Source organism: Phreatobacter stygius (assembly GCF_005144885.1).
Classification (GTDB): domain Bacteria; phylum Pseudomonadota; class Alphaproteobacteria; order Rhizobiales; family Phreatobacteraceae; genus Phreatobacter; species Phreatobacter stygius.
Map to the genome: position 1 here is coordinate 4,478,055 of NZ_CP039690.1, position 24,755 is coordinate 4,502,809.

The 24,755-nt window shown below is 66.4% G+C and carries 20 protein-coding genes; 15 read left to right on the forward strand and 5 right to left on the reverse strand.

What is annotated here, in order from left to right:
• The 4 genes from scpA to E8M01_RS21045 all read left to right on the forward strand — a co-directional run bounded on the left by scpA (position 1) and on the right by E8M01_RS21045 (position 5,448).
• Positions 1-2,148: a methylmalonyl-CoA mutase gene (gene scpA / locus E8M01_RS21030; protein WP_136961936.1), complete on the forward strand. Its 2,148-nt coding sequence runs from the start codon at positions 1-3 to the stop codon at positions 2,146-2,148.
• Positions 2,149-2,284: 136 nt separating this feature from the next.
• Positions 2,285-3,274, forward strand: a complete 990-nt coding sequence (locus E8M01_RS21035; protein WP_136961937.1) for a tripartite tricarboxylate transporter substrate binding protein — start codon at positions 2,285-2,287, stop codon at positions 3,272-3,274.
• 163 nt (positions 3,275-3,437) lie between these two features.
• Positions 3,438-3,938, forward strand: coding sequence for a tripartite tricarboxylate transporter TctB family protein (locus E8M01_RS21040; protein ID WP_136961938.1), 501 nt, complete (start codon positions 3,438-3,440; stop codon positions 3,936-3,938).
• A gap of 37 nt (positions 3,939-3,975) precedes the next feature.
• On the forward strand, positions 3,976-5,448 hold the full coding sequence (locus tag E8M01_RS21045; protein WP_425467747.1) for a tripartite tricarboxylate transporter permease: 1,473 nt from the start codon (positions 3,976-3,978) through the stop codon (positions 5,446-5,448).
• A 25-nt stretch (positions 5,449-5,473) separates the two neighbouring features.
• On the opposite strand, the gene E8M01_RS21050 is transcribed toward E8M01_RS21045, so the two are convergent.
• Positions 5,474-6,730 (reverse strand): alpha/beta hydrolase, encoded by a 1,257-nt coding sequence (locus E8M01_RS21050; RefSeq protein WP_170182002.1) that lies wholly within the window; start codon positions 6,728-6,730, stop codon positions 5,474-5,476.
• A gap of 280 nt (positions 6,731-7,010) precedes the next feature.
• Here E8M01_RS21050 and E8M01_RS21055 point away from each other — a divergent pair, with 280 nt between their 5' ends.
• From E8M01_RS21055 to E8M01_RS21075, 5 genes are all read left to right on the forward strand, one after another.
• Positions 7,011-7,292 (forward strand): hypothetical protein, encoded by a 282-nt coding sequence (locus E8M01_RS21055; RefSeq protein ID WP_136961941.1) that lies wholly within the window; start codon positions 7,011-7,013, stop codon positions 7,290-7,292.
• A gap of 5 nt (positions 7,293-7,297) precedes the next feature.
• Positions 7,298-8,755 (forward strand): methyl-accepting chemotaxis protein, encoded by a 1,458-nt coding sequence (locus E8M01_RS21060; RefSeq protein WP_136961942.1) that lies wholly within the window; start codon positions 7,298-7,300, stop codon positions 8,753-8,755.
• A gap of 68 nt (positions 8,756-8,823) precedes the next feature.
• Positions 8,824-9,807 (forward strand): methylmalonyl Co-A mutase-associated GTPase MeaB, encoded by a 984-nt coding sequence (gene meaB, locus E8M01_RS21065; protein ID WP_136961943.1) that lies wholly within the window; start codon positions 8,824-8,826, stop codon positions 9,805-9,807.
• Between the two features lie 136 nt (positions 9,808-9,943).
• Entirely contained in the window at positions 9,944-10,939 is a 996-nt protein-coding gene (locus E8M01_RS21070; RefSeq protein ID WP_170182003.1) for a Bug family tripartite tricarboxylate transporter substrate binding protein, read from the forward strand.
• 122 nt (positions 10,940-11,061) lie between these two features.
• On the forward strand, positions 11,062-12,480 hold the full coding sequence (locus E8M01_RS21075; RefSeq protein WP_246088374.1) for an amidase family protein: 1,419 nt from the start codon (positions 11,062-11,064) through the stop codon (positions 12,478-12,480).
• Between the two features lie 21 nt (positions 12,481-12,501).
• Here E8M01_RS21075 and E8M01_RS21080 read toward each other — a convergent pair whose 3' ends face one another.
• Positions 12,502-12,969 (reverse strand): GNAT family N-acetyltransferase, encoded by a 468-nt coding sequence (locus E8M01_RS21080; RefSeq protein WP_136961945.1) that lies wholly within the window; start codon positions 12,967-12,969, stop codon positions 12,502-12,504.
• Positions 12,970-13,220: 251 nt separating this feature from the next.
• Between E8M01_RS21080 and E8M01_RS21085 the strand changes: the two genes are divergently transcribed.
• The 3 genes from E8M01_RS21085 to E8M01_RS21095 all read left to right on the forward strand — a co-directional run bounded on the left by E8M01_RS21085 (position 13,221) and on the right by E8M01_RS21095 (position 16,828).
• Positions 13,221-14,723 carry a helicase HerA-like domain-containing protein gene (locus tag E8M01_RS21085; protein WP_136961946.1) on the forward strand — a complete coding sequence of 501 codons (1,503 nt, stop codon included), beginning with the start codon at positions 13,221-13,223 and terminating at the stop codon, positions 14,721-14,723.
• A gap of 244 nt (positions 14,724-14,967) precedes the next feature.
• Complete coding sequence (locus E8M01_RS21090) at positions 14,968-15,318, forward strand: hypothetical protein (protein WP_136961947.1); 351 nt, start codon at positions 14,968-14,970, stop codon at positions 15,316-15,318.
• A 118-nt stretch (positions 15,319-15,436) separates the two neighbouring features.
• On the forward strand, positions 15,437-16,828 hold the full coding sequence (locus E8M01_RS21095; protein WP_136961948.1) for a M20/M25/M40 family metallo-hydrolase: 1,392 nt from the start codon (positions 15,437-15,439) through the stop codon (positions 16,826-16,828).
• A gap of 117 nt (positions 16,829-16,945) precedes the next feature.
• Here E8M01_RS21095 and E8M01_RS21100 read toward each other — a convergent pair whose 3' ends face one another.
• On the reverse strand, positions 16,946-17,365 hold the full coding sequence (locus tag E8M01_RS21100; protein WP_211596663.1) for a Ros/MucR family transcriptional regulator: 420 nt from the start codon (positions 17,363-17,365) through the stop codon (positions 16,946-16,948).
• A 528-nt stretch (positions 17,366-17,893) separates the two neighbouring features.
• Between E8M01_RS21100 and E8M01_RS21105 the strand changes: the two genes are divergently transcribed.
• Positions 17,894-20,023: a S9 family peptidase gene (locus E8M01_RS21105; RefSeq protein WP_136961949.1), complete on the forward strand. Its 2,130-nt coding sequence runs from the start codon at positions 17,894-17,896 to the stop codon at positions 20,021-20,023.
• A 69-nt stretch (positions 20,024-20,092) separates the two neighbouring features.
• Here the strand turns inward: E8M01_RS21105 and E8M01_RS21110 are convergent, their stop codons facing one another.
• The gene (locus E8M01_RS21110) at positions 20,093-21,250 is read right to left on the reverse strand and encodes an MFS transporter (RefSeq protein WP_170182004.1); all 1,158 of its coding nucleotides are present in this window, start codon (positions 21,248-21,250) and stop codon (positions 20,093-20,095) included.
• 223 nt (positions 21,251-21,473) lie between these two features.
• Here E8M01_RS21110 and E8M01_RS21115 point away from each other — a divergent pair, with 223 nt between their 5' ends.
• Entirely contained in the window at positions 21,474-22,187 is a 714-nt protein-coding gene (locus E8M01_RS21115) for a DUF1194 domain-containing protein (RefSeq protein WP_136964743.1), read from the forward strand.
• A gap of 80 nt (positions 22,188-22,267) precedes the next feature.
• Here the strand turns inward: E8M01_RS21115 and E8M01_RS21120 are convergent, their stop codons facing one another.
• Entirely contained in the window at positions 22,268-22,867 is a 600-nt protein-coding gene (locus E8M01_RS21120; RefSeq protein ID WP_136961951.1) for a superoxide dismutase, read from the reverse strand.
• Between the two features lie 223 nt (positions 22,868-23,090).
• On the opposite strand from E8M01_RS21120, the gene E8M01_RS21125 reads away from it, so the two are divergent.
• The gene (locus tag E8M01_RS21125) at positions 23,091-24,746 is read left to right on the forward strand and encodes a hypothetical protein (RefSeq protein ID WP_136961952.1); all 1,656 of its coding nucleotides are present in this window, start codon (positions 23,091-23,093) and stop codon (positions 24,744-24,746) included.
• The last annotated feature ends 9 nt before the right edge of the window (positions 24,747-24,755 follow it).

Below are 24,755 nucleotides of genomic sequence, written 5' to 3' on the forward strand. Positions count from 1 at the left end.
ATGACCTCTATTCCCGATTTTTCCGGCCTGCCGTTCTCCAAGGCCGCCCCGGCCGCTTCCGGCGGCGAGGCCTGGCTGACGCCCGAGGACATCCTGGTGCAGCCGGTCCATGGCGAGAGCGATCTTGCCGGCATCGATTTCCTCGAGACCTATCCCGGTATCAAGCCGTTCCTGCGCGGTCCCTATCCGACCATGTATGTCAACCAGCCCTGGACGATCCGGCAATATGCCGGCTTCTCCACGGCCGAGGATTCCAACGCCTTCTACCGGCGCAATCTGGCCGCCGGCCAGAAAGGCCTGTCGGTTGCCTTCGATCTCGCCACTCACCGGGGTTATGATTCCGATCATCCCAGGGTGTCGGGCGATGTCGGCATGGCCGGTGTGGCGATCGATTCGATCTACGACATGCGCACGCTGTTCTCGGGCATTCCGCTCGGCGAGATGAGCGTGTCGATGACCATGAACGGTGCCGTGCTGCCGGTGCTGGCGCTCTATATCGCGGCGGCCGAAGAGCAGGGCGTGCCGCAGGCCAAGCTCTCCGGGACCATCCAGAACGACATCCTCAAGGAGTTCATGGTCCGCAACACCTATATCTACCCGCCGATCCCCTCGATGCGGATCATCTCGGATATCTTCGCCCATACCGCGAAGCACATGCCGAAATACAATTCGATCTCGATTTCCGGCTATCACATGCAGGAGGCCGGGGCGACGCAGGACCTCGAGCTGGCCTATACGCTCGCCGACGGCGTCGAATATATCCGCGCCGGCATCGCCGCCGGCATGACGGTCGACCAGTTCGCGCCGCGCCTGTCGTTCTTCTGGGCCATCGGCATGAATTTCTTCATGGAGGTGGCGAAGCTCCGGGCCGCCCGGCTGCTCTGGGCGAAACTGGTCAAGGAGTTCCATCCGAAGACCGACAAGAGCCTGCCCTTGCGCACCCACTGCCAGACCTCCGGCTGGTCGCTGACCGCCCAGGACGTGTTCAACAACGTCATCCGGACCCAGATCGAGGCGATGGCGGCAACGCAAGGCCACACCCAGTCGCTGCACACCAATGCGCTGGACGAGGCGCTGGCGCTGCCGACCGATTTCTCGGCGCGCATCGCCCGCAACACCCAGCTGTTCCTGCAGCAGGAATCGGGCACCACGCGGATCATCGATCCCTGGGGCGGCTCGTTTTATGTCGAAAAGCTCACCGCCGATCTCGCGGCCAAGGCCTGGGACCATATCCAGGAGGTCGAGGCGCTCGGCGGCATGGCCAAGGCGATCGATGCCGGCATTCCCAAGCTGCGCATCGAGGAGGCCGCCGCCAAGACCCAGGCGCGCATCGATTCCGGCCTGCAGTCGGTGATCGGGGTCAACAAGTTCAAGCCCGAGGGCGAGAAGCCGATCGACGTGCTGAAGGTCGACAATTCCGCCGTGCGCGCCAGCCAGATCGACAAGCTGAAGCGGCTGCGCGCCGAGCGCAATCCGGCCGAGGTGCAGGCAGCCCTCGATGCCTTGACGGCGGCCGCCGGCGGCACCGGCAACCTCCTGGAACTGGCGGTCAATGCGGCGCGCGCCAAGGCCACCGTCGGCGAAATGTCGGATGCGATGGAAAAGGTCTTCGGCCGCCACAAGGCCGAGATCAAGTCGATTTCCGGCGTCTACAAGCGCGAGGTCGGCGCGATGAACGAGAATGTCTCCAGGGTCCAGCACATGGTCGAGGCCTTTGCCGAGAACGAAGGCCGGCGGCCGCGCATCCTGGTCGCCAAGGTCGGCCAGGACGGCCATGACCGCGGCCAGAAGGTGATCGCTTCGGCCTTTGCCGATCTCGGTTTCGACGTCGATATCGGGCCGCTCTTCGCTACCCCCGCGGAAGCCGCCAAACAGGCGATCGAAAACGACGTCCACTGCGTCGGCGTCTCGTCGCTGGCCGCCGGCCACCTGACCCTGGTGCCGGAACTCAGGGCGGAACTCGAGGCGCAGGGCCGCGACGACATCGTGATCGTGGTCGGCGGCGTCATTCCGCCCCAGGATTTCGCCGCGCTCTACGAAGCCGGCGCCGCCGCGATCTTCCCGCCCGGCACGCCGATCGCGGACGCCGCCATCGACCTGATGGACAAGCTGAACGCCAAGCTCGGTTATTCCCAGGCCGCCGAATAGGCGGCAGGCGGCGCACCGCATTTCTGCTCCGCACGCCTCCATACAAGCATTGTCATCGGATGGAATCCGGTGCAGCCTTCTGTGATCACAGAACAGATGCCGGATGAACCGGCTGATCGATCACGGGAGGACGTCGATGACCATACTGACACGTAGAACGCTGCTCGTTTCCGCAGCCGGCGTGGGTGCTGCGACCGCGCTGGCCGCTCCCGCCATTGCCCAGGCCTATCCGTCGCGGCCGATCACGCTGATCGTGCCCTGGGGTGCCGGCGGCGGCACCGATGCGACCGCCCGCATCGTTGCCTCGATCCTGGAACGCGATCTCGGCCAGCCCGTCAACGTGGTCAACCGCACCGGGGGTTCGGGTGTCGTCGGCCATTCGGCCATCGCCACCGCTCCGGCGGATGGCTACACGATCGGCATGCTGACCGTCGAAATCTCGATGATGCACTGGCAGGGCCTGACCGAGCTGGCGCCGACCAGCTATACGCCGCTGGCGCTGATGAACGAGGATCCGCCCGGCGTGCAGGTCTCGGCGAGTTCGCCCTACCGCACGATCAAGGAACTCGCCGACGCCATCAAGGCCAATCCGGGCAAGCTCAAGGCTTCGGGCACCGGCCAAGGCGGCATCTGGCACCTCGCGCTGGTCGGCTGGCTCGGCGCCATGGGCCTGCCGGCGAGCGCCGTGCCATGGGTGCCGTCGAACGGCGCGGCCCCGGCCATGCAGGACCTGGCCGCCTCCGGTCTCGACATCGTCACCTGCTCGGTGCCGGAAGCCAAGGCCATGCTGGATGCCGGCCGCGCCCGCTCGCTCGCCATCATGGCGCCGGCGCGCAACCCGCAATTCCCCAATGTGCCGACACTCAACGAAAGCCTCGGCATCAATTATTCGGTCGGGGCCTGGCGCGGCATAGGCGGGCCGAAGAACCTGCCGGCGCCGATCGCCGAGCGGCTCACGGCAGCGCTGAAGAAGGCGAACGAGTCCAAGGAATTCCAGGACTTCATGGGCAATCGCGGCTTCGGCATCAAATGGGCCGACGGCGCCGGCTTCGCCAAGTTCATGGCCGAAGGCGATGCCGCCATGGGTGTGGCGATGAAGGCTGCGGGCCTCGCCAAGCAGACCTGATCGGCGGCGCCGGCGGGATCAACCGACCCTGCGGCGTTATTCGCCGCGGGGCTCCGGGCCCGGCGGCTGGATCGATCCAATCGCCCGGAAGGGCTGCACGCCTTCTGCCCGCAAGGGCTCAGAAAAGCCGGGCCGCGGCGGCCCGCTCGCATGCAGGGGAACCATGCATCTTTCCGATCGTATCACCGGCGGCTTCCTGGCCGTCCTTGGAGCCGCCGCCGCCTATGGCGGCTCGCTCCTGCCACCGGTGCCCGGCCAGCAGGTCGGCCCCAATGTGTTCCCCATGGTGATCGGGCTCGGCCTGGTCGCTTGCGGGGTGGCGATCGCGCTTCGTATCGGCCAGTCGTTCGAGCAGCCGGAAGAAATCGTCGCCTCCGAGGACGGAACCCATGCACCGGCGGCCGATACGCCGCCGCCGATCCGCCACGCCGCGTTCAAGACCGTGGTGCCGCCGCTGCTGCTGCTGTTCTACGCCTTCTCGGTCGACAGGCTCGGCTTCATTCCCACCGCCGCCGTCATGGTGATGGCGACCTGTTTCGCGCTCGGCGGCAATTGGCGCACCGCCATTCCGCTGGCGCTGCTGGCGCCGCCGGCGGTGCATCTGATCTTCGCCAAGCTGCTGCGGGTGCCCTTGCCCGCCGGCCTCCTGCCGATGCCGTGGTAAAGGCCGACCGATGAGCACCTTTATCGAAGCCATCTGGATGGTGCTGGCGCCCGACGTGATGCTCGCCATCCTCTTGTCGGCGATCTACGGCCTGGTGGTCGGTTCGCTGCCGGGCCTGTCGGCCACCATGGCCACCGCGCTCCTGGTGCCGGTGACCTTCTACCTGTCGCCGATCGCCGCCGTCGCCACCATCATCACGGCGTCCGCCATGGCGATCTTCTCGGGTGACATTCCAGGCTGCCTGTTGCGCATTCCCGGCACGCCGGCGTCCGCCGCCTATACCGACGAAGCCTATGCCATGACGCGCAAGGGCCAGGCGGAAATGGCGCTCGGCATCTGCCTGTGGTTTTCGGCGCTGGGCGGCGTGTTCGGCACGCTGTCGCTGATCCTGATGGCGCCGCTGCTGGCCGAATTCGCCTTGTCGTTCTCGACCTTCGAATATTTCTGGCTCGCCTTTCTCGGCCTGATGTGCGCGACGCTGGTCGCCCGGTCGTCGCCGGTCAAGGCGATCGCCGCCATGCTGCTCGGCCTGCTGATCGCCTGCGTCGGCATCGAGAACCCGGCCGGCACGCCGCGCTTCACCTTCGGCCTGACCGATCTCCTCGGCGGCATCGAGGTGGTCCCGGCCCTGGTCGGCTGCTTTGCGGTCGCCGAGGTCATGCGGGCCATGTCGGTGCCCGAGCCGCCGCCGCTGCCGCGCCGGAAATTCGGCTCGATCCTGGCCGGCCAGTGGAAGCTGACCAAGGAATATCCGGTCCAGCAGGCCCGCGGCAACGTCATCGGCATCATCATCGGCGTGCTGCCGGGGGCGGGCGCCGACATGGCCGCCTGGGTTTCCTATGCCATGGCCAAGCGCTTCTCCAAGACGCCGGAAAAATTCGGCACCGGCCATCCGGAAGGGCTGATCGAGGCCGGCGCTTCCAACAATGCCTCGCTCGCCTCCGGCTGGGTGCCCTCGCTGCTGTTCGGCATTCCCGGCGACACCATCACGGCAATCGCCATTGGCGTGCTCTACATGAAGGGCCTCAATCCCGGGCCGACGCTGTTCACCGAAAAAGCGTCGAGCATGTATGCGCTCTACATCATCTTCATGCTGGGCAATATCATCATGATCCCGCTCGGCATCATCATGATCCGGCTGGCGAGCTATGTGCTGCGGCTGAAGCGCTACGCCATCATGCCGGTGATCGTGCTGCTCTGCGCCGTCGGGTCGTTTGCCACCGGCAACAACCTGTTCCTGGTCATCACCGTCGCCGCCTTCGGCTGCATCGGCTATCTCATGGAGAAGAACGGCTATCCGGTCGCCGCCCTGGTGCTCGGCGTGGTCATGGGCTCGATGGTCGAGCAGCACTTCATCACATCGCTGATCAAGTCCGACGGATCGATCCTGCCGTTCTTCGAGCGGCCGGTTTCGGCAACCCTCGCCGCCATCACCATTGGCCTGTTCATCTGGCCGCTGGCGGTCTGGCTGTGGCGCAAGCGGCCGGGCCAGACGGTAGCGACCGCCTGAACCGGCGGGACGCTGCGCGCGGACCTCAGTTCGTGCCGTCGGCGCGGATCTGGGGCGACGGTTCGGCGCCGATCCGGGGCAGGGGTTCCGACGTCACCTGGCGGGCGCTTTCCGGCTGGTCGGCCATCGGCGTCTGGGCCTGCGGCGGCTGCAATTCGGCCGGCAGCGCGGGCGCCTCGGCCGGCGCCGGCGGCAGCGCATCCTCGATCACCGGCGGCGCGGCGATCTTGCCGCCGATCAGCCGGACGATCTCGGGCGCTTCGGCAAAGGTGCCGTGACGCATCAGGTCGGTCCAGCCTTGCGAGCTCATGGTGAAGACACGCACGCCGAGCGTCGAGATGATCTCGCGATGGCGCGGATCGCGGACATCGAGCGAGCCCAGGCGCTGGCGATCCCAGGCGACCGTCATCGAAGCGGCAAGCGCGCGGTCGTCGGACTGGACGAACAGCGAGATGCGGCTCGGCCGCGAGATGCGCGCCATCTGGCCCCGGAACACCTCGACGTCGAGATCGGGCGCCGCCAGGATGACTTCGCCGAGATGGCCGTTGACCTCGCCGCGGCCGGCGATGGACGCCTGGCGCAGCCCCTCCATGGTCAGGAAGGCGCCCATCGAATGGGCGATGAGATTGACCCGTCCGATCCCCGGCACATCACCGAGATCGGCCAGCAGCTTCTCGAAGGCATCGCGTGAGGCGGTCGCCACCTCGCGGTCGCCGCCATAGGCCAGCATCCGGCGATAGCTCGGCCAGGTGAACAGCACATGGGTGCCGCGGAAGCCGGCGTCGGTGGCGACCTGGACCAGGCGGAAAGCCGCCTCGTCATAGTCGGTATTGAAGCCGTGGACATAGACCAGCACGTCGCGCTGATCGGCCGGCTTGGCGGCGATCGCGCGGGCGAGCTCAGCGCGGAAATTGTCCGGCGTCAGCGCCGATCGGTCGGCGAGCGTGAAATGGCGCGAGGCGCTTTCCGGGGTCAGCGAGGGACGGGCAATGGTGCCGGCCTGATGGCCAGGCGGCACCGTCACGGTCTGGCGATAGAAGCGAGCGCGCTCGCGGGTCGGTGCGCCCAGTGTGTCGCCCTGGAAGGCCGGTCGGGTCGAAGCGACGAGGACCGGCACGGCGCGCGGCTGCCTGGCGGGAGCGGTGAGCGAACCGAGCGAGCCGGAAATGCCCGACATGTCGGCGCCGAGGCAGCCCGACAGCGCACATGCCGCGACAGCCACCAGTGCCATCCGGATGGCGGCGGGCGCGACGGCGACGATACGGGTCGACGGCTTCGGCATTGGCTCCGGTTTCGGTTGCTTGGTTGTCGACAAACGACGCGCCGCCTTGCCGGATCGTGAATCACGCGAGGTCAAGGCATCGAACGTCGTCGTCGGTGAGCGGTTAACGGCCGGCCGTGGCGGGAATGGGGCTGAATGGCGGCCATATGCCTTGCCGCGGCAAGGCGGTTGCAGGTCGGTCTTCATACAATTAACCGGAAATAAATCGGATATTGGTAACCTGACCGGATCGTTGCATCTGCGTTGTCGACCTGCGGCTCGGGGTTATCGGATGCGACCCGTGGTGCTTTTCTCCATCGTAATATCGGCAGTATTCGCCGCGGCCTTCGCCAGTCCGAGGCCAGGCGCCGATGTCGCCGTCGTGGTCTGGCCGTTCGGACCGGCCAGTCGGGCGGCCGAGGTGATCGCCGCGGCGGAAGGCTCGATCGTCATGCCGTCGAGGCTTGGCTGGATCATCATTGCTCAGGCAGAAAGACCCGACTTCGTGGCTGCGCTCTACGGCGCCGGCGCGCTCGTCGTTTTTGACCCGCGCGTCGCGGCTGGCTGTCTCTCGGGAGGGTGACGTCGATGGATGGGCTCGAACAGCTGCGCCGGAGATTCGGCCTCGTCCTGATCCTGTTCCTGTGGGCCAACGTGGTGCTGATCTCCGCCCTGGCATGGATGCTCGGCACCGCCTCGGTCCCGGTCGCCATCGTCGGCTCGGTGGCGCTCGCCGGTGGCGCGACGCTGGCCTGGTGGGGCGACCGCACCGGCCCGGCCACCCGCATGGTGACATCGATGGCTGCCTCGGCCCTGGTCGCGATGCTGGTCTATGTCTTTGCCGGGCACAGCTATCAGATCGATATGCATATGTATTTCTTTGCCGTGCTGGCGGTGGTTGCCGGCTGGTGCGACTGGCGGGCGATCGTGGCCAATGCGGCGGTCACCGCCGTTCATCATCTGGTGCTCAATTTCGCGCTGCCGATGGCGGTGTTCCCGACCAGCAGTCCCGACCTCGTCCGTGTCATCGTCCATGCGGTCATCGTCGTCGTCGAGACGGCCGTGCTGAGCTGGCTGACCTATCGGTTGCAGGCGCTGTTCGTCGAGTCCGACCACGCCATCGCCGAAGCGGTGGCTGCCCAGAGCGATTCGGCCCATACCCGGGAAATCTCGGCGGAACTGGCAGCCCAAGGCGGGCGGCTGGCGCAGCGCGCCACCTCGGCCGAGCAATTCACCATGCGCCTGCAAGTGCTCGCCGGCACGCTCATCAGCTCGTCGACGGATGTCGCGGATGCGGCCCGCAATCTCTCCGCGACGGCCAAGGAGACGGCCGAGCGGGTGCAGGCCGTGGCCTTCGCCGCGGAAAATGCATCGGGCAACGTCCAGACCGTCGCGGTCGGAGCGGAGGAACTCTCGGCGTCGATCGGTGCGATCAACAGCCAGGTGACCCGTTCCGCCGATGTTGCGCGGACGGCGGCCGAGGAAGCGGCCAGGACCAATGACAACATCCTGGCGCTGACCGCCGCGGCCGGGCAGATCGGCGATGTCGTGGCCCTGATCCGTGCGATTGCCGAACAGACCAATCTCCTGGCGCTCAACGCGACGATCGAGGCCGCCCGCGCCGGCGAATCCGGTCGGGGCTTCGCGGTCGTTGCCTCGGAGGTCAAGCAGCTCGCCGCGCAAACCGCCAAGGCGACCAATGAGATCGGCGACAAGATCACCGAGATTCAGTCGGCGACGACCGTTACGGTCGCCTCGATCTCGCGCATTGTCGCAACCATCAGCACGATCCGCGAGGTGACCTCGTCGATCGCCGCGGCGGTCGAGCAGCAAGGCGCCGCGACCGCGGAGATCGCCGTCAACACGCAGCGCGCCGCGAGCGGCACCGCTGACGTCACCGGCAACATCGTCAGCATTGGCCAAGCGGCCGAGGTCACCGGTTCCGCCTCGGGACAGCTCATGGGACTGTCGCGGTCCTTGGCCGACCAGTCGGCCGACCTGCAGCGCGAGGTGGCGGGCTTCATCGAGGAGCTCAAGACCGGCTGAACGTGTGAAGGCGCCCGGCAGCGGCTATTCCGCTCGCATCGAATCTGTCGCTTTGTTACCACCCGATCATGCGTGCGCCTCTCGACCTCGACAAGCTCAGCCAGGCCATTCGCGCGGGGGATCGCGCTGTCCTCGCCCGTGCCATCACCCTGGTCGAATCGACCCGGCCCGAGCATCAGGCGCTCGCCCGCGATCTGGTGCAACGGCTCCTGCCGGAGACCGGCCGTGCCATTCGCATCGGCATTACCGGCGTGCCCGGCGCGGGCAAGTCGACCACCATCGATACGTTCGGCTCCAATCTGACGGCATCGGGCCATCGGGTCGCGGTGCTCGCCGTCGATCCGTCCTCGTCACGCACCGGCGGCTCGATCCTCGGCGACAAGACACGCATGGCGCGGCTGGCGGTCGACCCCAACGCCTATGTCAGGCCCTCGCCGTCGTCGGGCACGCTTGGTGGCGTCGCCGCCAAGACCCGTGAGACCATGCTGCTCTGCGAGGCCGCCGGCTTCGACGTCATCCTGGTCGAGACCGTTGGCGTCGGCCAGTCGGAGACCGCCGTCGCCGACATGACCGATCTCTTCCTGGTGCTGATGCTGCCGGGCGCGGGGGACGAGCTGCAGGGCATCAAGAAGGGCATTCTCGAACTGGCCGACATCATCGCGGTCAACAAGGCCGACGGCGACGGCGTCCAGCGCGCCAAGGCGGCGGCCGCGGAATATCGCGCGGCCCTGCACATCATGGCGCCGAAATCCCGTGTCTGGTCACCGCCGGTCCTGCTGATATCGGGCCTCGCCAATCAGGGCCTCGACAAACTCTGGGAGCAGATCGGCGCCTATCGCGCCAAGACCGAAGCGTCCGGCGATTTTGCCGCCAGGCGGCGTGCCCAGGGGGTCAAGTGGATGTGGACGATGCTGCAGGAGCGGGTCACCGACCGGCTGAAGCGCGATCCTGTCCTGAAGGCCCGCCTGCCGGCGCTGGAGGCCGATGTCGCCAGCGGCCGTATTGCGCCCATGGTGGCGGTCGAAGAGATCGCCACGGCGCTGGGGCTTTAACATCCGCGGCGATCGGCGCGCCGCGACCACCAGCCATCCTCGCCGCAATCTTGTTGACTGCCGTCGCGTCACGATAGGGTCCCGCCACCAGCGAACCACAAGCTGGATCAGGGACCGGATATCGCAAGGGCACATGATGGCATTCACCCGCCGCACCATCGGGCTGGCCGCGCTTGGCGCGCCGTTCATCTTCACCGGAAGCGCGCAGGCGCAGACCATCCCGCTCAAGCGCCTGGTCGTGCCGTTCCTGGCCGGCGGAGCGCTTGATCTCGTCGGCCGGCTGCTCGCCGATGCGCTCGGGCCGGCCACCGGCGGGCGGGTCGTGGTCGAGAATATCGGCGGCGCCGGGGCGATGCTCGGCATCGCCAATGTCGCCAACTCGCCGGCCGACGGCACGACCGCCGGCGTGGCCACCGCCTCGACGCTGATCACCAACAAATATCTGTTCGCGCGGATGCTCTACGATCCGGACAAGGATCTGACCGCGATCACCCGCATCGCCACCGGCACGATCCTGTGCGTGGTCAACGCCCGCAGGGCCGAGGAGCGTGGCTGGAAGACGTTCCGCGACTTGGTCGCCTGGGGCAAGGCCAATCCCGGCAAGATCAATTTCGGCTCGTCGGGTCTCGGCCAGACCTCGCATCTGATGCAGGGGTTGCTCAACGCCCGCTGCGGCACCGCCATGGTGCATGTGCCCTATCGTGGCGGCGCGCCGGCGATCGCCGACCTGATGTCCGGCAATATCGACGTGATGTTCGACACCATGGCGGCGCTGTTGCCCAACGTCGCGGCCGGAACCTTCAGGGCGCTGGCGGTGGCGAGCGCCGAGCGGCAACCCTTCCTGCCCGATGTTCCCGGCATGAAGGAATTCGCCGATCTGAAGCTTGCCGACATCGACATCCAGACCTGGTTCGCGGTCGCCGTGCCGGCGGCGACCCCGGCGCCGATCGTCGCGGAATATCACAAGGCCGTCGTCGCCGCGGTCGCCACCCCGCGTTATGGCGAACGAATGACGCCGGCAGGCCTGATGGCGGTCACCGACCCGTCTCCCGCCGCGCTGAAGGATCTGATCAAGCGCGAGAATCCGTTCTGGGAGGAACTGGTCAGGGTTTCCGGCACCAGGCTCGACTGAACTTCGGGCGCCGTTGCGCCAGACCGCCGCCGTGCGCAGACGACCTCTGTCGTCAGCACGGCTCGACTTTGGCGCATGGCCTCCGTTACGGTCACGTCCGCTTTGGATACAGGGGACGAAACGTGGCGAAAACACCGATCTGGCAATGGTCTGCCGTGGACACGGCGGCAGCGATCAAAAAGGGCAAGGTCAGCTCCGAAGAGGTCGTGCGCGCTCATGTCGACCGCATGCACCAGGCCAATCCGCAGATCAACGCCGTGGTCGTCGACCTCAGCAAGGAAGCGATCAAGGCCGCCAAGGCCGCCGACAAGGCGCTGGCCAAGGGCCGGGATGTCGGCCCGCTGCACGGCGTGCCGGTCACCATCAAGATCAATATCGATGTCGAGGGCCAGGCCAATTCCAACGGCGTGGTGGCCTTCAAGGACAATATCGCGCCAGGCGATTCGCCGGTCACCAGCAATCTGAAAAAGGCCGGCGCGATCATTCTCGGACTGACCAACACGCCCGAATTCTCGATGCGCGGCTTTACCGACAATCCGCTGCATGGCCTCACCCTCAATCCCTGGGACCCGGCGGTCACCTGCGGCGGCTCCTCGGGCGGCGCCGGCGCGTCGATCGCCATGGGCATCGGCACCATTGGTCATGGCAACGACATTGGCGGTTCGCTGCGCTGGCCGGCCCAGTGCAATGGCATCGCCACCATCAAGCCGACGCAAGGACGCATCCCGGCGTTCAACCCGAGCGCCACGGCCGAACGGCCGCTGATGGCGCAGTTCATGTCGTCGCAGGGCCCCATGGCACGCGAGATCCGCGACGTTCGTCTCGGCCTCGAAGTGATGGCCCAGCGCGATCCGCGTGATCCCTGGTGGGTGCCGGCGCCCCTGAAGGGGCCGAAGCTGAAGGGCCCGATCAAGGTGGCGCTCGCCAAGATCCCCGCGGATATGGACACCGATCGCGGCGTGATCGCGCTGGTCCGCAAGGCCGCCGATCATCTCAGCGATGCCGGCTACAACGTCACCGAGGTCGAAGTCCCCGATCTCGGCGGTGTCTGGCAGCTCTGGTGCAATCTGATCATGACCGAGCTCGCCGTGCTGCAGGAGGCACAGATGCGCGCCACCACCGGCGCGGATTTCCAGAAGACCCTGGACGGCTTCCTGGCTCTGTCCACCAAGCTCGACCAGACCGGCTACATGAAGGCGATCAGTGATCGTTCGCGCCACATCCGCAACTGGATGACCTTCCTGGAGGACTATCCGCTGGTGCTGACCCCGACCACGGTCAAGCGGACACCGGAAACCAATGCCGATCTCGGCGGCGACAAGCGGGTCAAGGAACTGTTCCACAACGATCTGCGATTCATCTCGTCGATCAACGTGCTGGGACTGCCGGCGGCCGTCGTGCCGGTCGGCCTCAACAAGGGGCTGCCGGTCGGCGTGCAGATCATCGGCTCGCGTTACCGCGAGGATCTGTGCCTGGACGCGGCCGCGGCGGTCGAGAAGAAGGCGGGTATCCTGGTCAAGCAGCTGTGGGAGCGCGGCTGACCCGCGGCCGGCCGGCGCGGCTCAGGCGAGCCGCTTGACCATCGGATGAATGTTGCCGCCGCGCCATGGCTTCGGCGGTCCGTCATCCCGGTAGCCGGCGCACAGGTAGAAGCGGTGCGCCGTGATGGTGCTGGTCAGCTTGGCCCGATGGCAGCCAAGGCTGGCCAGATGCCGTTCCAGCTCCGCCACCATGGCCTTGCTGACGCCGCGAAAGCGGAATGTGGGCGAGACATAGTTGAGCGTGATCTCGCCCGAGGCCGCTGCCGATCCGACGCCGGCAATGGCGCCGTCGTCGTCGACTGCGACCATCACGACACTGTCCGGATCAGCGATCCAGGCGGCGACCGTCTCGGGTGTCTTGTTGGCGAGCCAGCCGGTGAGAACCACCGGATCGTCCTGGTGGTCGGCGCGGCAGAGCTCGGCGATCGATCGGCGCAGCACCTCGGCCGCCGCGGCCGCATCCGCCTCTGTTGCCCGACGGATCCTCATGGCCAGTCCTCTGCAGGTCGGGTGAGCTTAGGCGGCGGCTGTGGGCCAAGGAAGGCGGGGGCCGGCGATTTGGCCGATCGCCCCGTTTCCGACGCAGTCTTGGTTTGTCCTCGGCTGCACCGGCGGCGCAGCCTGGTCGGTGGCGCGCCGGTTCGAAGGTCGGCGCCATCCGTTCGCGATCGTGCTTGGCGGCGACCGCCGGGCATTGCTACAACCATCGCAGTGCAGCGCCACAGCCCAGGAATGATCTCATGGCCGACGACAGCCTCTTCATCGGCAAGAGCACCAAGCCCGAAGAGCTCGCCCTTAAGTTCGGCAATCGCCATGGCCTGATCACCGGCGCCACCGGCACCGGCAAGACCGTGACGCTGCAAGTGCTGGCCGAAGGTTTCTCCAATGCCGGCGTGCCGGTCTTTGCCGCCGATATCAAAGGTGATCTCTCCGGCGTCGCCGCCATGGGCGAGGCCAAGCCGTTCATTCTCGACCGCGCCAAGCAGGTCGGGCTGAATTGGGCGCCGGCCGAGTTCCCGGTGGTGTTCTGGGACCTGTTCGGCGAACAGGGCCATCCGATCCGCGCGACGATCTCCGAGATGGGACCGCTGCTGCTGTCGCGCCTGATGGACCTGAACGAGACCCAGGAAGGGGTGATCAACATCCTGTTCCGTTATGCCGACGAGAAGGGCCTGTTGCTGCTCGATCTGAAAGATCTGCGCGCCATGCTCGCCGAGCTCGGCTCCAACAAGGAACTGCAGAACGAATTGCGCGCGGCCTATGGCAATGTCTCGGCCCAGTCGGTCGGTGCCATTCAGCGTCAGCTGCTGACCTTGGAGAACCAGGGCGGATCGCAGTTCTTCGGTGAGCCCGCCTTGATCCTCAAGGATCTGATGCGGACCGACCGCGACGGCCGCGGCATCATCAATCTGCTCGCCGCCGACAAGCTGATGGGCAGCCCGCAGCTCTATGCGACCTTCCTGCTGTGGCTGATGTCCGAGCTGTTCCAGGAGCTTCCCGAGGTTGGCGACCTCGACAAGCCGAAGCTGGTCTTCTTCTTCGACGAGGCCCATCTCCTGTTCAACGACGCACCCAAGGCGCTCGTCGAAAAGATCGAGCAGGTGGTGCGCCTCATCCGCTCGAAGGGTGTCGGCATCTATTTCGTCACCCAGAACCCGCTCGACGTGCCGGAGACGGTCCTCGCCCAGCTCGGCAACCGTGTCCAGCATGCCTTGCGCGCCTTCACTCCGCGCGACCAGAAGGCGGTCAAGGCGGCGGCGACAACCTTCCGCCAGAATCCCAAGCTCAACACCGAAGAGGTCATCACCCAGCTCGGCAAGGGCGAGGCGCTGGTCTCGATGCTCGAGGGCAATGGCGTGCCCTCGATCGTTCAACGGACCCTGATCGCGCCGCCGACCGCGCGGATCGGCCCGGTGACCGTCGCGGAGCGCCAGCAGATCATCGCCGCAAGCCCGGTGAAGGATCGGTATGACGAGGTCGTCGATCGTGAATCGGCCTTCGAGCAATTGCAGAAGCGCCACCAGGCGGAGCAGGCCCCGCAGGAAGCCGATACCGGCGGGCTTGGCGGTCTGCTCGGCGGCCTTCTGGGCGGCGGTTCGGCGCCGGCGGGCAAGGGCGGTCGCAGTCGCATGACCACCAGCGAAGTCATGATCCGCAATGCCGCCGGCTCGATCGCCAGATCGGTCGGAACCCAGATCGGCCGGGCGCTCATTCGCGGCGTCCTTGGCGGCTTCCGGCGCTAGGGGCCGGACTGGGGCGCGGCTGGATTGTCGCAGGTGCGACTCATCCACCGACTTCTGACTCACATAGGCTAGTATGGAAGACGATTAACATGTATTGTATCCAATAAGTTGTATTGGCGACCGCGCGAATGTCGGGATTGGGGCCATGGCGGGGATGAAGCAGATCCAGGCGGCGCAGGTCGTTTTGCTGCGTACGACCGGTGCAGCGGCGGACAAGGCCGCGCAAGACCTCAGAGACCTTGGAATGACACATGTCACGGTGGTGGCATCGGCGGTCGATCTCGCCGGTCGCATTGCCGGCGGCAAGGTTGATGTCCTGGTCGTCTACGATCAGGATCTGCCTGCCAGTTTCGCGCGTAGTGAACTGGGCACGGCACGTCCGCCGGCCGATGCGCTCGGCTCCGCGATCCCCTGTCTGTTGCTGACATCGACCCAGGCCTTTGCCTCGAACCATGCGGCCCAGGCCGCCGGCTTTGCCGCGGTGCTGGGCGCGACCGTGCCGGCGCGCGTGCTCTACCGGCGGGTCGGGGCCCTGCTGCAACGGGTGCGGCGGCTCGGCCGTGAGCGTGATGCAGCCCAGCGCGCCGCTGCCTGATCGGACATCCCGGATCCAGACCTGTCATTTGTCGACCTCAGGCGGTTGATCCCGGCCCGTTCCCAAACTGGCCGGGTCTTGTTAGCGTCGGCGCCTCCGCCAATGCTGGAATCCCGCCATGACCTCACCCCGTCCCGTCGAGCAGGTGCTCGAGACCGTCGACAATTCGCTTGATCAGAGCCTCGATCGCCTGTTCGCGCTGTTGCGGATCAAATCCATCTCCACCGACAGCGCCTATGCCAAGGACTGTGTCGCCGCGGCCGAGTGGCTGGCGGCCGACCTCCGCACGATCGGCTTTTCGGCCGAGGTGCGGCCGACCGGCGGTCATCCTGCCGTCGTCGCCAAGAGTCCGGCCGCCACCGGCCCTCACGCCTTATTCTATGGCCACTATGACGTGCAGCCTGTCGATCCGCTCAACCTTTGGGAGACGCCACCCTTCGAGCCGCGCATTGCCGCCGGCCCGGATGGCGCCAAACGTATCGTGGCGCGCGGCGCCTGCGACGACAAGGGCCAGGTGATGACCTTCGTCGAGGCCTGCCGGGCCTGGAAGGCGGTGACCGGCTCGCTGCCGATGGGCCTGACATTGCTGATCGAAGGCGAGGAGGAGAGCGGCTCGAAACATCTGTTCGATTTCGTCAAAGCCAATGCCGCCGAGCTCAAAGCCGATATCGCCTTCGTCTGCGATACCGGCATGTGGGATCCGCAGACACCGGCGATCACCACGTCGTTGCGCGGACTGGTCTATGAGGAGGTCAAGGTGATCGCGGCCGACCGGGACCTGCATTCCGGCCTGTTCGGCGGGGCGGCGCGGAACCCGATCCACGTCCTGTCCAAGATCATTGGTTCACTCCACGATGACCAGGGCCGCATTACCATCCCCGGTTTCTATGATGGCGTGCAGGAATTGCCCGAAGACGTCCGCGCCGACTGGGAGGCTCTCGACCTGAACGCCGAAGGGTTCCTCGGTCCCATCGGGCTCAGCCAGCCGATCGGCGAAAAGGGGCGACTGCTGATCGAAATGGTCCAGTCGCGGCCAACCTGCGATGCCAATGGCATTATTGGCGGCTATACCGGCGAGGGCACCAAGACGGTGATCCCGTCCGATGCCTCGGCGAAGATCTCGTTCCGTCTGGTTGGCGGGCAGGATCCGCTCAAGGTTCGCGACGCTTTCCACGCTTTTGTTCGCGCGCAATTGCCGGCCGACTGCAAGGTCGAGTTCATCAGCTACAAGGCCAGCCCGGCGATCCAGTTGCCCTGGACCATGCCGGCACTCGTCGGCGCGCGCGCCGCGCTCACCGCCGAATGGGGCAAGAAAGCCGTCACCATTGGCTCCGGCGGATCGATCCCGATCGTCGGCGATTTCAAGACGGTGCTTGGCGTCGACTCGCTTCTGGTCGGTTTCGGCCTGGACGATGACCGGGTTCATTCACCGAACGAGAAATATGACCTCAAGAGCTTCCACAAGGGCATCCGCAGCTGGGTGCGGATCCTGGATGCGCTGGCCGCCTGACGTTTGGGCCGTCGTCAAGGGACTTGGCCGTCGTCAAAGGATTTGGGCCGTCGACAAAAAAGACGCCGCGCGGATGGTCCGCGCGGCGTCTTTCGATCAAAACCAGGCGTCGAGCGCTCAGCGTCCCTTGCGGCGGCGCTGCTGGCCGAGGCCCATCTGCTTGGCAAGCTGCGAGCGCGCGGCGGCGTAGTTCGGCGCGACCATCGGATAGTCGGCCGGCAGGCCCCACTTCTCACGATAATCTTCCGGCGACAGATTGTACTGCGTGCGCAGGTGCCGCTTCAGCGACTTGAACTTCTTGCCGTCTTCGAGGCAAATAATGTAGTCCGGCGTGATCGACTTCTTGACCGGAACGACCGGCTTCAGAGGCTCGGCCGGCACTTCGATCTTGCCAGTGGAAATGTTGGCCAGAGCGTTGTGAACGCTGTTGATCAGGCTGGGAAGGTCGGTCGTGGACACGGAGTTATTGCTGACATAAGCCGAGACGATATCGGCAGCGAGCTCGATGTAGTTGTTTGCAGTCAACGAGTCGGCCATGGCTTTGTTAATCCTCTAAAGGGCGGCAATTGATGCCGCCGTGACATTCGAGCGCTTGAAACGCTTTGCTGGTGGCGTTGTTGTTCCGAGGCTCATCACCTAGCGATAGGCCGATTCGGAAAATCGTCACTGGCAGGCAGATACTGCTGTTTAGATGAGGTTTCAAGGCCAAGATGAAAGAATTCAAGTAAAATCGAATTGCGATTAACCGTCGCATTCACATTTGGTAATCTTACTGTCAGCTCACTTCAATGAATGCGGGCGCCGCAACCCGCTCTACAACCGAATTTTCCGCAAGCCCCGCCCATCTAACGCAACGACGCCGTAGATTGCGCAGCCGGCCCCGGCAACTTACCTGTGGCAGGTCATCTGCGTGATGCAGCGGCAATGCAAGGTTACGTCAACAACAGCAGTCACGCCTATGATCTCACGAGCGGCAGTACGATACGTCCCGCTTATTCTTGAGCGCCGCGCAACGGCCCGGTTCTCGTCCATCTATCCGAATATCCAGCCGGTGAGGATCGATCAATGACTACCAAGCTTGCCCGTCTCGACGGTGCCGCCGCCGTCGCACCCGTGGCCGAGCGCCGGCCGGTCGAGAAGACCATCCACGATGTTGTGCTCCGCGACGATTATGACTGGTTGCGCGCTGCCAACTGGCAAGCGGCAATCCGCGATCCCAGTGTCTTGCCGGCACCGATCCGCGCGCATCTGGAGGCCGAGAACGCCTATGCCGAAGCGGTGCTCGAGCCAGCCAAGGCCCTGATCGGCGTGCTGTTCGAGGAGATGAAGGGGCGGATCAAGCAAGACGATTCCTCGGTACCGGCGCCCGACGGCCCTTGGGAATATTACGAAAGCTATCGCAGCGGCGGCCAGCATCCGATCGTTTGTCGCCGGCCGCGCGGCGCGGCCACGCCGGAACAGGTCATGCTGGACGGCGACGCGCTCGCCGAGGGCAAGGCGTTTTTCGACTTCGGCGGCGCCGTGCACAGCCCGGATCATGCAAGGCTCGCCTGGAGCCATGACGACAAGGGGTCCGAATTCTTCTCGCTGAAGATCCGCGACCTGACCACGGGCGAAGACCTGGCCGACGTCGTTCCCGAGACCGGTGGCGACGCTGTCTGGGCGGCGGATGGCTCGGCGCTTTATTACGTCAGGCTCGACGACAATCACCGGCCGCTCAAGGTGTTCCGTCACGCGATCGGCACCGCGGCGTCCGCGGACCGGCTGGTCTATGAGGAAACCGACACGACGGTCTTCCTCGGGCTCGATCAGGCGACCGCCGGCGGTCTTGCCTTCATCACCGGGGCGCAGAGCGATTCGACCGAGGTGCGCATCCTCGATCTCGCCGATCCGGCCGCCGTGCCGCGCCTGGCTTTGCCGCGCGAGGACGAGGTCAAGTCTTATCCGGACTACCATCCGTCCTATCTGGGCCAGCCTTCGCTGTTCATCCTGACCAATGCCGACGGCGCGGAAGACTACAAGGTGGTCGTCGCGCCGGCCGCCGACCCCGGGCGCGACACATGGCAGGAATTGATCCCGCATCGTCCGGGCGTGCTGGTGCTGTCGATCAGCGTACTGGCCAATTGGCTGGTCCGGCTCGAACGGGAAAGCGCGCTTCCCCGCATCGTCGTGCGCGATCTCGCAACCAACGCCGAATATACCATCGCCTTCGACGAGGAGGCTTATGCGCTCGGCATCGTCCATGGCTATGAGTTCGACACCGACACCTTGCGCTTCGTCTATTCGTCGATGACGACGCCGGCCGAGACCTGGGACTACGACATGCGCACGCGCGAGCGTGTGCTGCGCAAGCGCCAGGAAGTGCCGTCCGGCCATGATCCGGCCGACTATGTCACGCGCCGCCTGCTGGCGCCGGCCGCGGACGGTGAAATGGTTCCGGTGTCGCTGGTCTATCGCAAGGGGTTGGCGCTCGATGGTTCGGCACCGCTGCTGCTCTATGGCTACGGTTCTTATGGCGCGTCCATGCCGGCATCGTTTTCGACGACGCGCCTGTCACTGGCCGATCGCGGCTTCGTCTATGCCATTGCCCATATCAGGGGCGGCATGGAGAAGGGCTATCGCTGGTACCGCAACGGCAAGCGTGAGCACAAGCGCAACACCTTCACCGATTTCATCGCGGCGGCCGAGCACCTCATCGCCGAGCGCTTCACCGCCAAGGGCCGGATCGTCGCCCATGGCGGTTCGGCCGGCGGCCTGCTGATGGGCGCCATCGCCAATATGCGCCCGGATCTGTGGGGCGGGGTGGTTGCCGAAGTGCCCTTTGTCGACGTGGTCAACACCATGCTCGACGACACGCTGCCGCTAACCCCGCCGGAATGGCGCGAATGGGGCGACCCGATCCATGATCCGGAGGCCTTCCGCCGCATGCTCGGCTATTCGCCTTACGACAATGTCGCGGTCCAGGCCTATCCGCCGATCCTGGCGCTGGCCGGCGTATCGGATCCAAGGGTGACCTATTGGGAGCCGGCGAAATGGGTGGCGAAGCTGCGCGCCGCCAAGACCGACGGCAACCCGGTTCTGCTGGTGACCAATATGGAGTCCGGCCATGGCGGGGCGGCCGGGCGCTTCGACCGGCTGAAGGAAGTGGCCAAGGCCTATGCCTTCGCCATCAAGGTCGTCGGCGCGCCGGAATAGGGCGCTTGAGGTCGAACGAGGCCGGCCGCCGGTCGGCCTCGTCGAGGCCGGCGATGGCCCAAAGGCCGCTCAGGTGGTTGCCGCCTGTCGCTGCTCGCGGCTGAGCGTCAGCGCCAGATGGGCGATGCCGATCAGGCCGGCAAGGATGGCGGCGATGCCGATGGCGGGAATTCCGCCCATGCTCTTGGCAAAACCCGCAACCAGCGACCCGACGGACGCGCCGATATAGATGCAGGCGGCGCTGAGCGACAGCAGCACCTGGGTCCGGGCGGGATCCAGCGCGACCAGGCGGGCCTGCTGCGGCACCGAGATGGCCCAGCCGACGCTGGCCCAGGCGAACAAAAGCAGGCCGCCGAGCCAGACCTGATGCCAGGGAATGAGGGTGACCGCCGCCATCATCGGCACCGGCAGGACGGTTGCCACGAGCAGCGCCCGGTTCGGCCCGACACGGTCGGTCAGGACGCCGCCGAGCAGGTTGCCGGCGACCGATCCGAAGCCATAAACGACGAGCAGGAGAGCGACGACCTCCGGGCCGCCGCCGGTCTTCTCCTCGATGATCGGCGCCAGGAAGGTATAGGGGATCCAGCCGGCGCACATGACCGAGGCGGTCAGCAGCACCGCTCCGGCAAGCCGCGGATTGACCAGCGTGCTCACCAGGTCGCTCAACCGCGCCGGCGCGACATCGATGGCACGCGGAACCCGCAGCGCCAGCGCCAGCGTCATGGCCGCCGCCAGGGCGGCGACGATCCAGAACACCTGCGACCAGCCGAGCAGATAGCCGAGATAGCCGCCGGCCGGCACGCCGGCGACCTGGGCGAGCGTCAGCCCGGCATAGACGATCGACAGCGCCTGGCCGCGCCGTTCGATCGGGACCGAGGCGATGGCGACCCCCGCGGCGGTCGGCGAATAGAGCCCGGCGCCGAGCGCGGTGACCACCCGGCCGGCATAGAGCAGCGTCGGATTGGTGGCGAGCGCCGACGCAAGCACGCCCAGGCCGAACAATGCCATGCCGAGGATCAGCACGGTGCGCCGGTCGAACCGCCCGGTCGCCGAGGTCAGCAGCGGCGAGCCGACGGCATAGGCAAGCGCATAAGAACTCATGACCCAGCTGGCGCCGACCGGGGTCAGGCCAAGGTCGCGCGACAGCGGGCTGATGACACCAATGACGGCAAAGGCGCCGATGCCGACGACGAAGGTCGCGGCAGACAGCAGAAGCAGAAGTGGCATGAAGCCTCGGGGCAGGGCGCAAGGATGACGACGCAAGCGGAGTGTCGCCGTCACTCTATACGAGCCGCCGTCGACCACGATGCGGCCTGCGGTCATGGCGGCCACGACCAGCGGACATGGCGCCTCCGGGCTCCATGGCTGCCTGAGGCGGCTGGTCCGGGCTTGACGACCGCGGCGCGCCCATCGTCCGATGGGCAAAGGAGGAGCCGGTCCCGTGCGCCGAATGCATCTCGTCTCGCGCCGGCTGGCGCTCGGCTTGGCCGCGATAGCCGCAGTGGTCGTCAGGCCGCGCGGCGCGCGAGGGCAACCATTGGAGCCGGTCGATGTCGAGCTGGTGCTGGCCGCCGACGGATCGGGCTCGATCGATGACGACGAACTGCGCCTGCAGCGACAGGGATACGCCGAGGCGCTGGTATCGGCGGATGTGCTGACCGCCATCAGGTCGGGCACGATCGGCGCCATTGCCGTCGTCTATGTCGAATGGGGCGGGCCGCATTCCCAGCATGTCATTGCCGACTGGCAGGTGATCCGTGACGCGGCGACCGCGCGCGCCTTCGGCGACCAGCTGACCGCAACCCCGCGGGCGGCGAGGGGCTACAACTCGATCTCGGCGGCGATCGACTTCTCGGTCGGCCTGATCGAGGCCAATGCCTATCGCGGCCTCAGGCGGGTCATCGACGTCTCGGGCGACGGCCCGCATATCGGCGGCCGGCCGGTCGAGGCGGCGCGCGACGATGCGGTGGCCAAAGGCATGGTCATCAATGCCCTGGCGATCCTTCGGCCAGGCGGCAGTATTGCCGCCCGGGCCGGGCAACCGCTCGCCGACCATTATCGCGAGGCGGTGATCGGCGGCCCGGGCGCCTTTGTCGAGATCGCCGATGAAAGCCGCAGTTTCGCCGAGGCGGTCCGGCGCAAGATCGTCAACGAGATCGCGTGACTTCAAAAAAGCGAAACCCCGGCGGTCTGCCGCCGGGGTGTGAAGGCCGATCCGGCCGCATGGCTGGCGTCGCGCCTGCCTTACTTGGTCGCGGCTTGGAACATCTCGTCGACATAGTCCCAGTTGACCAGATGCTCGATGAACGCCTTGGCATAGTCCGGCCGGCGGTTGCGATAGTCGATGTAATAGGAATGTTCCCAGACGTCGCAGCCGAGGATCGGCTTGGCGCCGTGGACCAGCGGGCTCTCGCCGTTCGGCGTCTTCATGGTGACCACCTTGCCGTTCTGGACGGCAAGCCAGCCCCAGCCCGCGCCGAACTGGGTGACGCAGGATTCGATGAACTTCGCCTTCATCTCGTCGACCGAGCCGAAGCCGTCGACAATGGCTTTTTCCAATCCGCCGGGGATCTTGCCGCCGCCATTCGGCTTCATCCATTTCCAGAAGTGGATGTGGTTGTAGTGCTGGCCGGCATTGTTGAACAGGCCGGCATTCTTGCCGAACGAACCTTTGACGACATCTTCGAGGCTCTTGCCTTCGAACTCGGTGCCCTTGATCAGGTTGTTGCCGTTGTTCACATAGGCGAGGTGATGCTTGTCATGGTGATACTCGAGCGTCTCCTTCGACATATAGGGCTGGAGCGCATCGTGGGCGTAGGGAAGATCGTCGAGCGTGAAGGACATGAGCTGTCTCCTGGAAAGACCATTGAAGGCTGTCGGCCTCCCATGGCGGCGATGTGAAGCAACCCCGCCTAGATAGGCCTGACCTTCCAGCGGGGCAATTGGAGAACCCGCAACGAAGGGCAAAGTTGCGAGAATCTTATGACAGGCCTTTGATAGGTTGTAATAAACGGCTCAGAAGCAGCCGGATGCGGCCGGAGCCGCACGGGTTGAAAAGGAAGCCCCCATGATCCTTCTCCTCCAGGTCCTTGCCGTTGTTCTGACGGTCCTGGGCGTTGTCACGCTTTACCTCGGCAACGACCCGAGCATGCTGAGCCTGGGCAACACATTGATGATCGTCGGCGCGATCAGCGCGGTCGGCGGCCTGCTGCTGGTCGGCCTCGCGGTCATCGCCGGCCGGCTGGATACCCTGGCGCGCGGCATCGACGGGCTCAAGCTCGGCCTGGCCCCGGCGCCGGCTTTCGTGCCGCCGGTCGCACCGGTTCTGGACGTCGCGCCGCGGCCGGCTCCGGCCGATCCGGAAACCAAGGGCGAGACCGCGCCGGAACCGGTCGTGCCGGTGCCCCCTTCGGCCGAGCCTTACCGGGCCGAGCCTTACCGGGCCGAACCGTCCATCGAGCCGGTCAGACCGGAGCCGTTGCGGGCCGAGCCAGGCAATGGGGCGCCGCGCGAACCGGCCCGAATCGAGCCGCCTCATGTCGAGCCCGTGCGCGTCGAACCGGTCCATGTCGAGCCCGAGCGCATCGAACCGCCTCGCATCGAGCCGGTGCGTGTCGAGCCGGCCGCGAGCAGTTCGCCGGCGCCCGTGGAGTTTCCGAAGCGGCCAACCTCATTTCGCGATCGCTTTGGCTGGAAACCGGCCGTCACCGCAGCCGGCATTGCCGCTGCCGCGGGTGTTGCCGCGACGGCAAAGCCCGGCAAGCCCGGTGACGATGCGGTTCCGACGCCATCCGAGCCGGATACCAAGGGATCGACCGACACGCGCGGCGCGACCGGCGGCGAGAGCCTGGAGGCGGCGATCAGCGCTGCGATCGCCGATGTCAACACACCGGCGGCCGAGCCGCGGGCCGAGGCCGGCGACACGCCACGGGCGGGCGCGGGCCGCGCCGAAGCGCCGGCGGTCACGGCTCCCAGGCATCTCGACGATGACGATCTGATGGCCCGGCTCAGGGCCTCCATCCTCGGACCGGAACCAGTATCCGCGCCGGGCGCTGGCACAGCCGAGGCCCCGGCGCGTGGCGAACCCGTCGTCGAGAAGGCGGTCGCGGCAGAGCCCGCCAAGGCGCCGGCACTTTCGATCGAAGACGAGCTCGAATTGGCGCTGAAGACGGCGCTTGGCCGCGACGTCGCGCCGGTGGCCGATCTGCGTGACCAGGTGGTTCCGCCGCCGGCGCCTGTCGTGCCGCCACCGGAACCGGCGGCCGGCCGGCAGGAGCAGCCATCCGGCGATCGCGCCATGGCCGCACTTGCCCGCGATTTCCCCGAGCTCGGCGATATCCTGGCGCGGCCTGCCGAACCGGATCGGGACCGGAGGGTGGCGGGCGAGGATGACGGCGATATCAGCGACGGCCATGCGCATGCCATCGACACGCATCGGCCCATGCCGGGTGAAGACCAGCCGGCCGCCGCGCCCGAACCGGCAGCCGAGGCGGTCCCGGTGGTTGCCGCGGAGCCTGAGCCGGCGGCAGTGGTCGAAGCCGCTCCGGTCGTCGCAGCTGAACCGCCGCCACCGTCCGCGCCCACCGCGCCGCTGCTGCGTGAAGGCGTCATCGCCGGCATTCCGTTCCGGCTGTTCGGCGACGGTTCGATCGAGGCAGATCTCGCCTCCGGCACGGCCCGCTTCGCCTCGCTCAAGGATTTCCGCGCGCATGTCGGCGGTTGACCCGAGCGA

What these genes read in the sequence shown, in the direction of transcription:
- scpA (WP_136961936.1), top strand. Translation starts at nt 1, where the DNA reads ATGACCTCTATTCCCGATTTTTCCGGCCTGCCGTTCTCCAAGGCCGCC.
- E8M01_RS21035 (WP_136961937.1), top strand. Translation starts at nt 2,285, where the DNA reads ATGACCATACTGACACGTAGAACGCTGCTCGTTTCCGCAGCCGGCGTG.
- E8M01_RS21040 (WP_136961938.1), top strand. Translation starts at nt 3,438, where the DNA reads ATGCATCTTTCCGATCGTATCACCGGCGGCTTCCTGGCCGTCCTTGGA.
- E8M01_RS21045 (WP_425467747.1), top strand. Translation starts at nt 3,976, where the DNA reads ATGGTGCTGGCGCCCGACGTGATGCTCGCCATCCTCTTGTCGGCGATC.
- E8M01_RS21050 (WP_170182002.1), bottom strand. Translation starts at nt 6,730, where the DNA reads ATGCCGAAGCCGTCGACCCGTATCGTCGCCGTCGCGCCCGCCGCCATC.
- E8M01_RS21060 (WP_136961942.1), top strand. Translation starts at nt 7,298, where the DNA reads ATGGATGGGCTCGAACAGCTGCGCCGGAGATTCGGCCTCGTCCTGATC.
- meaB (WP_136961943.1), top strand. Translation starts at nt 8,824, where the DNA reads ATGCGTGCGCCTCTCGACCTCGACAAGCTCAGCCAGGCCATTCGCGCG.
- E8M01_RS21070 (WP_170182003.1), top strand. Translation starts at nt 9,944, where the DNA reads ATGGCATTCACCCGCCGCACCATCGGGCTGGCCGCGCTTGGCGCGCCG.
- E8M01_RS21080 (WP_136961945.1), bottom strand. Translation starts at nt 12,969, where the DNA reads ATGAGGATCCGTCGGGCAACAGAGGCGGATGCGGCCGCGGCGGCCGAG.
- E8M01_RS21085 (WP_136961946.1), top strand. Translation starts at nt 13,221, where the DNA reads ATGGCCGACGACAGCCTCTTCATCGGCAAGAGCACCAAGCCCGAAGAG.
- E8M01_RS21090 (WP_136961947.1), top strand. Translation starts at nt 14,968, where the DNA reads ATGACACATGTCACGGTGGTGGCATCGGCGGTCGATCTCGCCGGTCGC.
- E8M01_RS21095 (WP_136961948.1), top strand. Translation starts at nt 15,437, where the DNA reads ATGACCTCACCCCGTCCCGTCGAGCAGGTGCTCGAGACCGTCGACAAT.
- E8M01_RS21100 (WP_211596663.1), bottom strand. Translation starts at nt 17,365, where the DNA reads ATGGCCGACTCGTTGACTGCAAACAACTACATCGAGCTCGCTGCCGAT.
- E8M01_RS21105 (WP_136961949.1), top strand. Translation starts at nt 17,894, where the DNA reads ATGACTACCAAGCTTGCCCGTCTCGACGGTGCCGCCGCCGTCGCACCC.
- E8M01_RS21110 (WP_170182004.1), bottom strand. Translation starts at nt 21,250, where the DNA reads ATGCCACTTCTGCTTCTGCTGTCTGCCGCGACCTTCGTCGTCGGCATC.
- E8M01_RS21115 (WP_136964743.1), top strand. Translation starts at nt 21,474, where the DNA reads ATGCATCTCGTCTCGCGCCGGCTGGCGCTCGGCTTGGCCGCGATAGCC.
- E8M01_RS21120 (WP_136961951.1), bottom strand. Translation starts at nt 22,867, where the DNA reads ATGTCCTTCACGCTCGACGATCTTCCCTACGCCCACGATGCGCTCCAG.
- E8M01_RS21125 (WP_136961952.1), top strand. Translation starts at nt 23,091, where the DNA reads ATGATCCTTCTCCTCCAGGTCCTTGCCGTTGTTCTGACGGTCCTGGGC.